The following is a 14,669-nucleotide window of genomic DNA, read 5'->3' as shown; positions in this document are numbered from 1 at the left end:
ACGCGTCAAAGCGGTAGAGGCTTACAACATCATCAAAAGTTGTCCCTACTTCAAACTTATCCAAACGCTTGTTTCGGTTGGATTTCTGTTTGGAACTCTTCTTAGCCTTGACTCTGAACGAGTACCAATAACCACTCAAGCGATAGTAGTTAACCCCTTCCAAAAACTTGATGGCATTCTCGTGGGAAACAGTGGTCATGCCACGTCGCGATAAGATACCAAATTGCTCTTCATGAGTTTTGAAAGGTTTGGGGTTCGAAGGCATCATAACTCCATTGTATGCACTGGGACGTATATATCATATCAGGGCAAATGATTCTACACACGCAAGAGACTAAGTTACTTATGAAGAGCTATAAAAAGATGACCGGCCCTGGACTCCTAAGGGAGCGGAACCGGCCGCGATTGCTCCATCCTCCACACATATTGGAGGGAAGCAATCATGATATGTATACATATATAGTACTTGACTTTTGCAAAATGAACAACAAGAACTACCAGTAATTTATGCAATAAGTAAAAAGAAGACCGGTCCTGTACTCCCGAAGGAGTGGTGCCGGTACTAGTGGTACTACTCTACAGCTGATGATGCTCTTCACGCAAGGGCTCTCGTCATACAGCCCAACAAATGCGACCGCACAGCGCAGGGGGCAGGATTCCTTAGAATCCTGCCCCCTGTCATATAGCTATATGCTCATCCCGAATGCTTAGCGTTGCGAGAAGATCAGGCTCATCGCCTCCGCACGAGTTGCGGTGTTCATCAGCGCACCGCGCACCGCGCTGGTCACGGTCTTCGCGCCCGGCTTACGCACACCGCGCATCGACATGCACATGTGCTCAGCCTCAATCACCACAATCGCGCCGCGCGGGTTCAGGTGCTCCTCCAGAGCCTCCACCACCTGCGTAGTCAGACGCTCCTGCACCTGCGGGCGGCGGGCGTACAGGTCCACCACGCGAGCAAGCTTGCTCAGGCCGGTGACCTTGCCGTCCGGGCCGGGGATGTAACCCACATGCGCCACACCGTGGAACGGCACCAGGTGGTGCTCACAGGTCGAGTAGAACGGGATGTCCTTCACCAGCACCATCTCAGAGTGGGCAATGTCGAAAGTCGTACCCAGAATCTCGCCGGCGTCCTGGTGCAGGCCCGAGAAGAACTCCGCGTAGGCGCGCGCCACGCGGGCCGGGGTCTGCTGCAGGCCGTCACGGTCCGGGTCCTCACCGATCGCGAGCAGAATCTCACGGACGGCAGCCTCAATACGCGGCTGGTCGACGGCGTTCTTAGCCTCGCTCATTCTCTGCTCCATTCTGGTTCGGGGTGCCGTTCTCCGGGCGCTGCGCCGGAGGGGCGGGGTAGTTCGGGTACTGCTGGGTGGGCATTGCGACGGTCGGGTCGGCGTCCGGGTCGCTGAGGGGCGCCTGAGGCGGTAGAGGCTGGGTAGGTGCTACCGGTGCCTGCTGGGTCGGAACCTGCTGTGCGGGTGCTGCCGGTGCTACAGGAACGGTCGGCGCTACGGGGACAGTCGGTGCTTCGGCAGGTGCTTCCTCAGCCTTCTGCGCCTCCTGAGCCAGCTCGCTCGGTGCCTTCACCGGCGGGATGTCGGTGCGCTCGCGGGTCGGCTTGGAGTACCAGTACTCACGCTCGGGGCGCTTACGAACGTCCTTGAAGATTTCGGCAATCTCGTTCTCGAGCAGGGTTTCCTTCTCGAGCAGGGCGAACGCCAGGCGGTCCAGAATATCGCGGTTTTCCAGCAGAATCTGGAATGCCTCGTCGTGTGCCTGCTCCAGTAGGGCGCGAATCTCAGCGTCGACCTTTGCCGCGGTCTCGTCCGAGTAGTTGCGTGCCGAAGCGCCGCCACCACCGAGGAACGGTTCGGTGTCTTCGCCACCAAGCTTCACGGAACCAATCACGGAGCTCATGCCGTAGTCGGTGACCATCTTGCGGGCGGTATCGGTCGCCTTCTGAATGTCGTTAGACGCACCGGTGGACGGGTCATGGAAGACAATCTCCTCAGCCGCACGGCCACCCATCGCGTACGCCATCTGATCGAGCAGTTCGTGGCGGGTCGTGGAGTACTTGTCGTCCTGCGGCATGACCATGGTGTAACCCAGGGCGCGACCGCGCGGAAGAATCGTAATCTTGGTGACCGGCGCGGAGTTACGCAGTGCCGCCGCAACCAGGGCGTGACCGCCCTCGTGGTATGCGGTGACCTTACGCTCGTGCTCGTTCATGATGCGCGAGGAACGCTGCGGACCAGCCATAACGCGGTCGATTGCCTCATCAATAGCGCGGTCGTCAATCACGTTGCCGTTATCGCGGGCGGTCAGCAGAGCCGCCTCGTTCATGACATTCGCCAGGTCAGCACCGGTGAAGCCGGGGGTGCGCTTAGCGACCTGAGCCAGGTCCACGGTGTTAGCGATCGGCTTGCCTGCGGCGTGCACGCGCAGAATCTGCTCGCGGCCCTTCATATCGGGGGCGTCCACGCCAATCTGGCGGTCAAAACGGCCGGGACGCAGCAGCGCCGGGTCCAGAACGTCGGGTCGGTTCGTTGCCGCAATGACGATGACGTTCGAGTTGCCGTCGAAGCCGTCCATCTCAACCAGCAGCTGGTTCAGGGTCTGCTCACGCTCGTCATTACCGCCACCCATGCCGACGCCGCGGCGGCGGCCAACAGCGTCAATCTCGTCGACGAAGACGATGGCGGCGGGGTCGCTCTTCGCTTCCTTGAACAGGTCGCGCACGCGGGACGCACCCACACCCACGAACATTTCAACGAAGTCAGAGCCAGAAATCGAGTAGAAGGGCACGCCAGCCTCGCCCGCCACAGCCTTGGCGAGCAGGGTCTTACCGGTGCCGGGAGGGCCGTACAGCAGCACGCCCTTGGGAATCTTTGCACCCAGGCGGGTGAACTTCTCGGGTTCAGCCAGGAACTCGCGGACTTCTTCCAGCTCGGCGAGCGCCTCATCCACGCCGGCGACGTCGCTGAAGCGAACCTCCGGCTTGTCCTTGGTGAACTTCTTCGCGCGGGACTTGGAGAAGCTCATGACGGAGGAGCCGCCTCCGACTCGTCCCATCAGGAACCAGAACAGCACACCAAAGAGCAGAATCGGCAGCAAGAGCGAAACCAGGGAGCTCAGGAAGCTGTGCTCAACCGGCTGGTCCGTGTAGCTTTCCAGCTGGGCGGAGTCCATGGCCTTGACCACTTCCTCGCCGCGGGGCTGCACGTAGTAGAAGCGCACCGACTTACCGTAGTTGTCGTTGCCCTTCTTGTAGTCGTCCTTAAGCTGCAGTTCGACGCGCTGGTCGCCGTCGTAGATCTTTGCGCTCTTGACCTGGTGGTCGTTGAGCAGCTGAAGGCCCACGTTGGTGTCCACCTGACGCGAGGGCTGAGTGAAGAGGGAAGTCATGAGGAAAGCCAACATGATGATGACGGCTGCGCCCGGCCAGAACCAGGGGCCGTTAATCAGCTTCTTCAGGAAGCCCTCCGAGCCTTTCTGCGGAGTATTGGGGTTTTGAGCCAATGCTTTGTCCTTACGTTGCGGCTGTAACCCGTCGGGGGTTGCGGCATGCCAGCCAGAACACCCAACGATGCAACCTTAAATGTACCCTACCCCGGCTTTGGGCTAGGCACAGGGCGGGCATTTCACCTGCGGGCTAAAGGGTTGTAGCACTCGGAGGGGCTGAAAGTGCATCTTCTTTATCGTGTATCCGCGGCGGCGGGTATCCGTGGCCCCGAGTATCTGCGGCGGCGCATCATGGCGGCTGTGCCTGCCGCATCCACCGCATACCGCCGGGTACAGCAACGCCCCGCTCCCCCACAAGCGTGAGGAGGCGGGGCGTGACCACCTAACAGCATGGCTGCCGTGGTGAAGGCTTAGGAGTAAACGTGCGGGTGCAGGGTTGCGACGCAGTCCAGGTTGCGGTACTTCTCAGCGAAGTCCAGGCCGTAACCAACAACGAACTCGGGCTCGATGTCCCAGCCGACGTACTTGACCTCAACGTCAGCCTTGACGACCTTGGGCTTGCGCAGAAGGGTGCAAATCTCAACGGAAGCTGCACCGCGAGAAATCAGGTTCTGCTGCAGCCACGCCAGGGTCAGACCGGAGTCAATGATGTCTTCAACAATCAGGACGTTGCGGCCCACCAGGTCGGTGTCCAGGTCCTTGAGAATACGCACAACACCGGAGGACTTGGTGCCGGAACCGTAGGAGGAAACAGCCATCCAGTCCATGGTGTAGTGGCCCTTGAGAGCGCGGGAAAGGTCAGCCATGATCATGATGGCGCCCTTGAGAACACCCACCAACAGCACGTCCTTACCGGCGTAGTCTTCGTCGATGCGCGCCGCCAGTTCGGCGACCTTCGCATTAATCTCTTCCTTGCTGAAGAGAACGTTCTTGATATCGTCCTGCACGTCGATAGCCTGCACGATGTATTCCTTCGTATTCTTTTAGACGCTCTGCGCCTCCGCTGCGGTCCCCAGGTGCGGGGTTTCATGCCTTCCCACGGCGGATAATGTGGATGGTGTTCGCCTTAAGTATGGCTTAAAACGGCGCCGCGGCGCACCTCACCACGCAGATAGTGTGTGCTGAGGATGCTCCGCGGGCACCTAGCTGGGCACCTAGTTAGGGTCGAGTTGGCACTAATACGAGCACGTCCAGGCGTTCACCGGTCACCGGATACGCAACCTTGCGGCGGCGGTACGCACTCACGTGACCGGGCATCTGAACGGGCCCAGCTACCGCGTATTCGGCGGCGAAAGAATCCAGCGCCTGCAGTCGCTCGAAGCCGGGGTTCTCTCCCCCGGCAGCCTTGCAGGCGGCAGCAAGCACACGCAGACGAAGCGCCGGATGCAGCGCCGCCACCTGCGCACGGTCCAGCAGCACGGCGTCCTCACGTTCGATGCCGCGCACGGCGGTTCCGGCGGGTAGGAGCGCCTGCTTGTAGGCGGCCTGCGCCTGTTCGTCGAGGTATTCGGCATCGGGGCCAGCTACGGAGGCGGTGCGCGCCAGGGAGCGGGCGACGTCCCCGCCGAGGTGCTCCTCCAGGTAGGGCAGCACGCTGTGGCGGATGCGGGCACGCATGAGGGACTGGTCGGCGTTGGTCGGGTCGATCCAGGGGGTGAGGGTTTCGGCGTCGCAGATGTCGAGCATGTCGGTGCGGCGCAGGCCGAGGAAGGGACGCAGGTAGGTGACGCCCCCTTCGACGCGCACGGGCGGCATGCCCGCCAGGGAGCGCGTGCCGGAGCCGCGGCTCAGGCCGAGCAGCACGGTTTCTGCCTGGTCGTCGAGGGTGTGGCCGAGCAGTACGGCGCGGGCGCCGGTGGCTTCAACAGCCTTCTTGAAGGCTGCGTAGCGGGCGGTGCGTGCCGCCATTTCGGGGCCCATGTTGCCGACGGGAACCTGCACTTTTTCGGTGATGACGGGGTGAAGCCCCAGGTCGGTGAGGGTCTGCGCGGTCTGCGCGGCGACCGCGGCGGAGTCTTCTTGCAGGCCGTGGTCGACGATGATGGCGCCTACGCGTACGTCGCTGCGGCGTGTGAAGTGCGCGGCAATGGCTGCCAGCGCGAGGGAGTCGGGGCCGCCGCTGCAGGCGACCAGGAGCAGGGGCAGGTCGGCGGCATCCGCGGTGGAGGCGGTGCGGGAGCGCCCGGTAGCTTTGATGCTTCCTGCGCCGAGGAGCTTTTCAAGGGCGGCGGCGAGGTGGCGGCGGGCAGTGCCGACGGCGGGGTGCAGGCGTCCTGCGCGTCCATTCTGCATAGTGGTTCCTTTATAGAAATTGCGAAGTGTCTATGTAGGTAGATACTTACTTCACGAGGAGAATTTAGAAATAACGGAGGCTCAAGAAGTCAGGAGTCTCAGGAGTCTTAGGAACGCGAGGAGCTCGGATGAAGGTACTCTTCAAACTCGTCCTGGCGGCGTTCCAACTCTTTCTGCATGGCCTTAAACGGTGAGGCATTCGAGTTGAAAATATACCCCGGGGCGGCTCGGTCTGTGGGCCAGCGAACTGCTCGAGCCGCTTTGAGAGCACGCGTTAGAGCGTCTTTCTGCACCTTAGTCGGAAGACCGATAGTCTCTGCGAGAGCAAGCCAATCGTCAACAGTAATCTTCCAATCTTCGGGCGGCGAACCGTCACCGGGATTCGAATTATCTTTTCCGTTGACGCTAAGCGCCATGGATAGAGATTTAATGTGCACGAGCGAACAGGGGATGTCGTAGATAGGAGCTACTTCCCATCCACGGCGTCCCTTGAGGAGCGAGATATTTTTTGCGTGTAGGTCACCGTTGCCAGTCAGCCAAGCGTAGAGAAAGTGCATGTAAAGATTCCTGCGGGCAATAGCCGGGGAAGCAGCGATTTTCACCATTGCTTGAATGACACTTTCTGTTGTCACAGCAGGGTTATCTTCCGTGTATTTCTCACCCGAAGGAACACCCAAAATCTGTGCACCATCCTCCATGGCGATGCGCCCCCCGGAGGGTGTTCGGTCGAAACGGGAGACCATCAAACCTGATACGCCGTCTCGATCATAGACAAGCTCATGCTGAGCTACAGGAATCCCCATGAGTGCGGCCGCCGTGAGGTGGGCAGCTTCGTTTTCTACGAGCCCGGGCATGCGTTGCGGGCTGATTTTCAGAAGCGCATCGTATCCAGCGCCCGTCCAATGCACGGGCAGGGTTTTCATGACGGCACTCAGCTTTTCTTGAACGCCAGGCAGTCCTCGGCGGTCAACCGTGCCCATAAGTTCTGCAAAGGAAACAACCTCAGGGTTGTTCACCAATGCGGCAGGAGCGGTGTACAGTTCCCGCCCGTGCTCAATAATTTGCACATCGCCTGGAACGTCAGAACCAATCACCAGCAATAAGCCCAGGGTGTTATTTTTGCTGATTTTTTTCTCGGAACTGACAACGTCGAGCCTATAGCCTTCGGGCAAAAGATTCTGGAAGAAAGGGGGAATTGATTCTGCGGTATATTCCGCCTCTAAAGGCAGGCTCGTGGCAATTGCCGGGCCTTTATAATCTGCCCGGTAGGTGAAATGAATCATCCCGTTGGCGTCTCGCCTCAAATATGCGGCGAGAACACCATCTTTATAGACATCTGCCATAAGTTCATCTGTCATGGCTTTTCTCCAGGTTCTGTTTTCTATCGCAGTGTGCGGGAGGGGTTAGGTGAGAGGGTTAGTAATGGCCAGCTCAATGCCGAGCTCTTGGGCGACCTTGAGGACCGCACCAATTGACGGGCCGGGTAGCCCACGCTCAATATCGCGGATTGTTTTATCACTGAGTCCAACCATCCACGCCAACTCCATTTGGGTGATTTTTTCGTACTTGCGGACGGCACGAACCTGCGCACCAAATTCTTGCGCGAACCCTGTTGCGTCGAATGCCATAGGGGTTCCCTCCTCACCGCTACAGAACCTCAGGTTATACGAACTATTCTTCGCAATATGCCCATATTAGCACCCCAAGAAGCTCTCTGAGGCTATTTTCCGAAGAATAGTTCGGTTAAGCACGCCTTTCCGGCACCCCCAAACACAGCCAAGGAATACAAAAAAAGGGGGCGTGCCCGCCGCCTCCAGCACGCACGAAAACTCGCACGAACCAGATGCAGGGAACACGCCCCCAGCAAGCCCTCCGCTCACCTGCCGCTAGGACAGCGACTGCAGACGAGCCACAATGGGCGCCAACTCCTCGTGGTAATCAAGAACCATGAGAGGAGTGAAAATAGTGGAGTACGAAACGTAATAGAAATCGGGTGTTTTATTGAAATCCGCCGGCCTGTACCCGTTAGTGAGGAAGTTATTGTCATACCCCCGGTCCTCTTCTACCTTTGCCAGCGCATGCTGATACACCCAACTCATTGCTCGATGCAACTCACTCCCTTCCTTAATGGGAGCAGCACCCTTCTCAGCACGCACAGCATTCGCCGCATCCAGAGATTCCAGAGTCACCTTGGGGCTACCCGCAGCACGATAAAGGAAGGTAAAGTAGGCGCCACGGCTCGCCGGAGTGTCATAGTGGAAGGAACCATCAGACCAACCAGCGCTCAAACCTACACGGGTCGCCCAAATAGCAACCTTATAACGAGCATCGCCCGGAGTCAGGTCGGTGTACGGGGACTTCTCCGGCAGATTCTTCACCTCGGGTGAACCCGCCAGATGGTACAGGTACTCCAGCAAGCGGCCACGCGAAATGGTCATAATCCCGTTCGGTAAATCCCACTCACGGGTATTAATCAGCCCAATAACCTGCTTCTTCGTAATCAGGCCGCTACACTCTGCCCAATCCACACCGTTGATTTGATACTTCCCATAATGCGCTTGCATGTCAAAACAATTAACATCAAATTCCAGCTCTTCAATAGGCTGTGCAGATTTCGGCTGAATGTATGCCGCCTGGGCTACACCCTGACCCATATACCCCATAGTCAGCGCCAACAGTGCCGCCGCGCCGCGGGTCGAAAGGTTTTTCTTCATTTTCTATCCTCGGTGAAAGGTGTGAGATTAGAAGAAGAGTGAATCCCTTTGACCATACCCGGAATCTGCACCTCGCGCAATCAACTACGCCCGGCGTGCAGGCAGATGCGGCGAAAGACACAACAAAAGGGGGCGTGTCCGCCGCCTCCAGAACGCACGAAAAATCGCACGAACCAAACGCAGGGAACACGCCCCCCTGATAAAAACCGGGTGCACCTAACGGTGCGGCAGCTTAGTGACCCTCAGCTGCGAAACGGTCGATAGCCTCCTGGACCATCTTCTCAGCAGCAGCCAGGTCTTCCCAGCCCTCGCCCTTAACCCACTTGCCGGGCTCCAGGTCCTTGTAACGCTCGAAGAAGTGCTGAATCTCAGCCTTCAGCTGCTCGGGAACATCAGCCAGGGACTTGATGTGGTCGTAGCGCTTGTCGGTGGGAACGCACAGAACCTTAGCGTCGCCGCCAGCCTCGTCGGTCATGTTGAACACTGCAACGGGGCGAGCCTCAACCAGCACGCCGGGAACAACGTCAACGTCCAGGATCAGCATGGCGTCCAGCGGGTCGCCGTCCTCACCCAGGGTGTTCTCGAAGTAGCCGTAAGCGGTGGGGTACTGCATGGAGGTGAACAGCACGCGGTCCAGGCGCAGGCGGCCGGTCTCGTGGTCCACTTCGTACTTCACGCGGGAGCCGCGGGGGATTTCAATAGTGACGTCGAGTTCCATCGGAACCTTCTTTCTCGTGAGTTAGAGTCACTTTCGCGGCGACTTCGGCGCGCAAGGTGCGAAAGTTAGGTGTTGAACTCACCCATTGTAACCCGTTCGCACACACCGAAACCGCGTATTCGGCGCCAAAACCAGCGTAATTTACCACGCTCACACCACTGTTAACGTTCCGCCTAGTCCCGCACCCGCCAACGCGACCCGCCACCGTGCCGGGCAGGTCAGATAGGGTTCGTGAAGGGCGGGAGGAACGCGGCAGGAGTATCACAGCACCGGCGCGTAAATTCGATAGGCACCCCATCCGCCCGCTATGCTCAAAAGATGCCTTCCAACAAGCACAACACCCAGACCACCACCCTCACCCGCCGCGCCGCTCTCACCCTCGGCGGCATGTTCCTCCTCACCGCCTGCGGATCCGCCGCAACCGAACAGAAACGCCCCGAAGGTTCCGCAAGCCCCAGCGGCAGCGCATCCGGCACCGCGGAGGCGACCGCCTCCGCAACTCCGAGCGCCACCCCGACCCTCGCACCCGCACTGCCCGAAGCCGAACAGGAGCAGCTGCGCAACGCCCTCACCGCGCTCTTCGCGGACGGCACCTACCCGCAGTACAGCCTGCTCGTCACCGGCATGGACGGCAACCTGCCCAGCATCAAGGCGACCACCGCACCCGCCGACCTGTACGCCGCCAACGCCGACACCGCGCGCGTGCCCGCCTCCACGTTCAAAATCCTGACCCTATTCGCACTCAACCACTACGCGAACCTGCAGGCGCGCCTGCGCACCCGCGTCACCCGCGACGCCGCCGGACTGTACCTCGTGGCGGGCGGCGACACCCTGCTCGGTGCGGGCGCCTCCAACCCGAAGCAGATTGTGGGACGCGCAGGCCTGGGCACCCTCGCTGAGCTGACCGTGAAGGCGCTGAACGAGGGCGAAAAGCCGACTGCCGCGCTACCCGTCTACCTGGACGGCACCTTCTTCACCGGCCCCGGCGTGAACCCCGGCTGGGAAGAAGCCGACGTGGCGTCCGGCCAGATCACGCCCATTCACCCGATTGCGCTCGAATCGCACACGGTGCCGGGCAAGTCGACCGCAAGCAACCCGGTACGTCCAGACGATGCCGCGGTTGCCGCCCAGCAGGCGTTCGTGGATGCGCTCAACACCGCCGGCAAGGAGTCCGGCATGAGCTTCACCCTCGCGGAACGCCGCACCGCCCCCGCGGAAGCGGTCGAAATCGCCGCTGTCGAATCGGCAACCCTGCTGGAGCAGGCACAGCACATGATGCTCGAATCCGATAACGCCCTGGCTGAGGTGCTTGGCCGTTGCGCCGCCATCGCCGCCGGTAAGGAAGGCAGCGGCGAAGCGGCACAGCAGACCGTGCGCCAGGCACTCGTGGATGCCGGCGTGAACATTGAAAACCTGGTGCAGGCAGACGTGTGCGGCATGTCCTTGACGGACCGCGTGACCGCCCGAACCCTCGTGCAGGTTGTGGCTCTGCTGAATGCTGATGAGCATGCGGAGCAGCTGATGAGCACGTTCCCGGTCGCGGGCGTGAGCGGCACCCTGTCCGATCGCTTTGGTGCGGCGAATGCCGTGCACGCGCGCACTTTTGTGCAGGCGAAGACCGGCACCCTGTACACGGTGTCTTCGCTGTGCGGCGTGGCGACCCGACCCGACGGCACCCGCCTGATCTTCGCGATTATTCTGAACGATCTGGGCGGTGCGGATGCGCTGCCCGCCGCGAAGGAACGCGTGGACGCGGCGGCGGCGGCGATTGCGAACCGTTCGACCGCGCCGAGTGCTTCTAGTGCGCCGGAAGCTACTGCGGAAGCACTAAAGACCCCCTAAATCATCCCGTGCAGGTTGATTTTCTGTAGTGTTTCACGTGAAACCTGAAAATCAACCTCTCGGGGCGAGGGGTGGCGTAGGGTACTCACACCTCTCTCCACCGGGGCTCGCGCCCGCTCACCCGGCAGGGTTTCACACCCGCCTTGTTTCTCTCTCCTCCAGCAGAAAAGTCGCCATGAACCTCACCTTCACCCTCGCTGATTTGACCGCCACCTCCGCCTGCGAGTTGCGGCTCTACACCGAGCTTCGAGAGCGTGCGCAGAAGCAGTCTGCACGCCCAGCCCCCGAGAAGTTGGAGCGCGCCCGCGAAGCGTACCGCGAGTGCCTGCGAGCGCTGACCGCCGGAGGAATGATCGGCAGTGCAGTAGTTGGCAGTGGAGTAGTCAGCAGTGAGCATGCGGGTGGTACGGCGCGCCCGGTGCCCCTGGTGGCGACCTCCGCGGCGGGGCTGACCTACACGGTGGAGCTCTACCGTCTGGAGTACTCGCCTGAGAACAGCACCGCCGAGAGCAATACCGCCCAAATCATCTGCACCCCGCACCTGGGCGAGGCGGCGCATCGGGCGCTGCTGCGCGGTGCCCTGGCGGCGCACCTGCTGACCGCTAGTGCAACCAAGAGCGCCGAGAATGCGAGGCGCCTCGACCTTCATCTGGAGCACGGCGTGGATGAGTACAGCGCGGGGTCCGAATCAGAGCCCACTGAGCACCACTCCCCCGTTCCTCAACCTCACCGGGTTGATTCGGCGCGTATTCTGCCGCTGATTCGCCTACAGGAGCAGCGCCTCCTCCTGCTCACCCAGGCGCTGAACGAGGGTACGGAACCGGCAGAACTTGCCGGGCGCATCCCGCATTTTCTGACCTGCAACGAGTGCCCGGCATGCCTGAACGCGGCGGCTTCCCTTGCCCTTGCGTCCGAAGCCCCGGAACTCGTCACCGAAGACACTGCCGAAGATACCGCCGAGAATACGGAAACTGAGGAGCATCCGGTCATGTATCGGGTGCCCGCCGCCGTGGAGAACGACAGCGAACAGTACCGACTGCAGTGCCTGCTGGATGCGCAGCTCGCCTCCCTGGAGGAGCATGCGGCGGAGCGCGGCTGGGGTGCCGGCGAGCTTGAGGCGGCAATGCTGCTGTCCATGACGAATTACCACCGCCGCGAGCGCGCCCCGTTCTGGCGCGAGCATATTCGCCGTCTGGAGGACGGCCCGACGGCGTGGGTGGCGAGCCGCGATTATGCGTACCTTGACCGAGTGCAGGTGCTCACCACCGAGCATGCGCATGCTCTTCTGAACACCCCCGCCGACCTGGAGGCGCTTGCCGCCGCCATGAAGGAACCCGCCGAGGTGCCGGACGCCCCCGGTTGGTATCGTGTGCGCGGCGCGCAGGTGCGCCTGTTGCGTGCGCGAATTGAGGCTGATCCGAGCCTGGTGATTGCGCCGTCGGATCATGCGGTTTTTTGTGCGTATGAGGCGGGGTTGAGCCCGCAGATTGCGTTGGACCGCATGGAGTCGCAGCTGAATTATTTCCGTGCGTCGAACCCGGGTGAGCGTGTGCCTGCCGAGTTGGCGGCGACGGGCTTCTTTGGCATGCGTGTGCTGGCGGTGGTACAGGGCGGTTTTAGTGCCGAGTCCGCGGATTCCACGAATCCCGAAGAGTCGACCGAAGAGTCGACCGGCGAGTTCCTGGAGGTGCTTCTGCAGGAGCGCATCCGCGTAAAGGATGAGCCGCACAGTGCTCTGCCTTCGGGTGTTGGTCCGGGCGATCCGGTGTCTACGGCGACGATTGAGGCGGCTCTGCAGGCCGATGTGCACGGGCTGCTGTTCAACGGCGCCCTCATGCCTAGCAGCCCCATGCCCGCCGAGGATTCCGGGGCTTCCGATGCTCCCGCCCCGCCCCGCACCCTGCCGAGCAACCTGCCGAGCGTGCTCGATGCGTCGGCTTCGCTGACGGGGGTGGAGAGCGCCTCCGCGGACCTGCTGTTCCGTCGCGCGCCGCGCCTCAAGAAGAGCGACTCGAACGCCAAAAATGCAGAAAATCTACCCCTTGAGGTTGATTTTTCCGGCTCTGACCTGCCCACGGTTGATGCCGTGCACGCGGCGGTTCGCGCTCTCGACCGCTCCTATGTGGCGGTTCAAGGCCCTCCCGGTGCGGGTAAGACCTTCCTCGCTTCGCACGTGATTGCGCGTCTGGTGGCTGAGGGCGCGAAGGTGGGCGTGGTGGCTCAGTCGCATGCGGTGATTGAGAATCTCATGTTGGCGTGCTGCGCCCGTGATGGTTTTGATGTTTCGCGCGCGGTGCGTCTGCGCGGCAAGTCGGTGACCCCGGACGCCCCGTGGTCTGAGGTGTCTGATTCTGAGCTGGTGGAGCTGATTTCCGGTGAGGGCGGTCTGCTCTTTGGCGGCACGGTGTGGGATTACGTGAGTGAGCGTCGCGTGCCCGCCGGGTCGTTGGATGTGCTGGTGGTTGATGAGGCGGGCCAGTTCTCGCTGACGAATACGGTGGCGGCGGCTCGAGCGGCGCGTTCGGTGCTGCTACTGGGGGATCCGCAGCAGTTGCCGCAGGTGTCGACGGGTGTGCATCCGTACCCGGTGGATGTTTCGGCGCTGGGCTGGTTGTCTGACGGCGCGGCGGCGTTGGATCCTCGTTTTGGCTATTTCTTGGGTGAGTCGTGGCGTATGGATTCGGCGCTGTGCGAGCGCGTTTCGTGGCTGTCTTATGATGGGGCATTGGCGAGCGCGGCGGCGACGGCTGGTCGTGCCCTGCAGGGTGTTAAGCCGGGTGTGGTGTCGTATCCGGTGGAGCATGCGGGCTGTTCGGTGCGTTCTGTGCAGGAGGCGCAGGCGGTGGTGGATTGCGTGCGCGAGTTGTTGGGCAGTGAGTGGGTTCCGGCGGCTGGCGCTGAGCCGCGCCCGCTGGCGGCTGAGGATTGCATTGTGGTGGCGGCGTATAACGCGCAGGTTGATTGTGTGCGTGAGGCGCTGATTGCGGCTGATTTGGCGGATTCTTCGGGTGCTGGCGTGCGCGTGGGCACGGTGGATAAGTTCCAGGGTCAGGAGGCCGCGGTGGTGCTGGTGTCGTTGGCGTCGTCGCGGGTTGATTCCGGGCGCGGTGCGGGGTTTGTGCTCTCGCCGAATCGTTTGAATGTGGCGGTTTCGCGCGGTCAATGGCGGGCGGTGTTGGTGCATTCGCCGCTGGTGGCGCGTTCGGTGCCGCAGGATGTTGAGGAGGTGCTGGCTCTGTCGGGTTTCGCGGGCCTGGTGGAGTAGCGCGCCTAGTGCGGCCCTTATTCTGCGCTCTTCTACACTCCCCCGCCCGCTGCGTTGCGGGGTCTGGCGGAGCCTGGTAGCGGGTGCCTTTGGCGTGCCCTGATTCGGACTTAGCCCAAATTGGGTTTAGCCGGGTTCAGCCAAGGCTTAGTCGTGCGGAAGCACCAAGACTGAATTATAGTCACCCTAACCCTAATGTCAATACTCAAAATGAGGAAAGTTTTTCGACGTGCCCTCATGCATATGATTCACATCTCTCATAGAATCTAAAGTATCGCGCGACACACTATTTGTGCGGGGGAGGTGGCTCCCAATGAGCCGCCCCGTGCGTCCTCAACCACCCTATCGTTACCGGCGGGCGCAGTAGCCCGTCGAG

Annotated in this window: 11 protein-coding genes; 2 read left to right on the top strand and 9 right to left on the bottom strand. The window is 61.2% G+C overall.

All coding sequences use genetic code 11. The features are described from left to right. The 9 genes from HXO69_RS03960 to ppa form a co-directional block, all read right to left on the bottom strand. Positions 1–268 (bottom strand): Abi family protein (locus HXO69_RS03960; protein WP_296545435.1); only part of this gene is annotated, 268 nt, incomplete at its 3' end. Between the two features lie 439 nt (positions 269–707). After that, positions 708–1,292, bottom strand: a complete 585-nt coding sequence (folE, locus tag HXO69_RS03955) for a GTP cyclohydrolase I FolE (RefSeq protein WP_070641882.1) — start codon at positions 1,290–1,292, stop codon at positions 708–710. After that, a complete protein-coding gene (ftsH, locus tag HXO69_RS03950; RefSeq protein ID WP_296545434.1) occupies positions 1,279–3,519 on the bottom strand; it encodes an ATP-dependent zinc metalloprotease FtsH in 2,241 nt (746 codons plus the stop codon). Before ftsH ends, folE begins: the two co-directional genes overlap by 14 nt. 353 nt (positions 3,520–3,872) lie before the next feature. Next, positions 3,873–4,424, bottom strand: coding sequence for a hypoxanthine phosphoribosyltransferase (gene hpt / locus HXO69_RS03945; protein ID WP_005504342.1), 552 nt, complete (start codon positions 4,422–4,424; stop codon positions 3,873–3,875). Between the two features lie 196 nt (positions 4,425–4,620). Further along, positions 4,621–5,754 (bottom strand): tRNA lysidine(34) synthetase TilS, encoded by a 1,134-nt coding sequence (gene tilS / locus HXO69_RS03940; RefSeq protein ID WP_296545433.1) that lies wholly within the window; start codon positions 5,752–5,754, stop codon positions 4,621–4,623. Between the two features lie 107 nt (positions 5,755–5,861). Further along, complete coding sequence (locus tag HXO69_RS03935) at positions 5,862–7,112, bottom strand: type II toxin-antitoxin system HipA family toxin (protein WP_296545432.1); 1,251 nt, start codon at positions 7,110–7,112, stop codon at positions 5,862–5,864. 45 nt (positions 7,113–7,157) lie between these two features. Then, the gene (locus tag HXO69_RS03930) at positions 7,158–7,382 is read right to left on the bottom strand and encodes a helix-turn-helix domain-containing protein (protein WP_005504337.1); all 225 of its coding nucleotides are present in this window, start codon (positions 7,380–7,382) and stop codon (positions 7,158–7,160) included. A 258-nt stretch (positions 7,383–7,640) separates the two neighbouring features. Beyond that, on the bottom strand, positions 7,641–8,468 hold the full coding sequence (locus tag HXO69_RS03925) for an S-layer homology domain-containing protein (protein ID WP_296545431.1): 828 nt from the start codon (positions 8,466–8,468) through the stop codon (positions 7,641–7,643). A 232-nt stretch (positions 8,469–8,700) separates the two neighbouring features. Continuing rightward, a complete protein-coding gene (ppa, locus tag HXO69_RS03920; RefSeq protein WP_049344276.1) occupies positions 8,701–9,186 on the bottom strand; it encodes an inorganic diphosphatase in 486 nt (161 codons plus the stop codon). Between the two features lie 318 nt (positions 9,187–9,504). On the opposite strand from ppa, the gene dacB reads away from it, so the two are divergent. Then, the gene (gene dacB / locus HXO69_RS03915) at positions 9,505–11,028 is read left to right on the top strand and encodes a D-alanyl-D-alanine carboxypeptidase/D-alanyl-D-alanine-endopeptidase (protein WP_296545429.1); all 1,524 of its coding nucleotides are present in this window, start codon (positions 9,505–9,507) and stop codon (positions 11,026–11,028) included. A gap of 175 nt (positions 11,029–11,203) precedes the next feature. Further along, the gene (locus HXO69_RS03910; RefSeq protein ID WP_296545428.1) at positions 11,204–14,293 is read left to right on the top strand and encodes a DEAD/DEAH box helicase; all 3,090 of its coding nucleotides are present in this window, start codon (positions 11,204–11,206) and stop codon (positions 14,291–14,293) included. Positions 14,294–14,669: the final 376 nt, after the last annotated feature.

This window comes from Rothia sp. (in: high G+C Gram-positive bacteria), assembly GCF_015265375.1.
Lineage (GTDB): Bacteria > Actinomycetota > Actinomycetes > Actinomycetales > Micrococcaceae > Rothia.
The sequence above is the reverse complement of the archived record's forward strand: the minus strand, read 5'-3'. Positions and strand labels throughout refer to the sequence as shown.

What these genes read in the sequence shown, in the direction of transcription:
- folE (WP_070641882.1), bottom strand. Translation starts at nt 1,292, where the DNA reads ATGAGCGAGGCTAAGAACGCCGTCGACCAGCCGCGTATTGAGGCTGCC.
- tilS (WP_296545433.1), bottom strand. Translation starts at nt 5,754, where the DNA reads ATGCAGAATGGACGCGCAGGACGCCTGCACCCCGCCGTCGGCACTGCC.
- HXO69_RS03935 (WP_296545432.1), bottom strand. Translation starts at nt 7,112, where the DNA reads ATGACAGATGAACTTATGGCAGATGTCTATAAAGATGGTGTTCTCGCC.
- HXO69_RS03930 (WP_005504337.1), bottom strand. Translation starts at nt 7,382, where the DNA reads ATGGCATTCGACGCAACAGGGTTCGCGCAAGAATTTGGTGCGCAGGTT.
- HXO69_RS03925 (WP_296545431.1), bottom strand. Translation starts at nt 8,468, where the DNA reads ATGAAGAAAAACCTTTCGACCCGCGGCGCGGCGGCACTGTTGGCGCTG.
- ppa (WP_049344276.1), bottom strand. Translation starts at nt 9,186, where the DNA reads ATGGAACTCGACGTCACTATTGAAATCCCCCGCGGCTCCCGCGTGAAG.
- dacB (WP_296545429.1), top strand. Translation starts at nt 9,505, where the DNA reads ATGCCTTCCAACAAGCACAACACCCAGACCACCACCCTCACCCGCCGC.
- HXO69_RS03910 (WP_296545428.1), top strand. Translation starts at nt 11,204, where the DNA reads ATGAACCTCACCTTCACCCTCGCTGATTTGACCGCCACCTCCGCCTGC.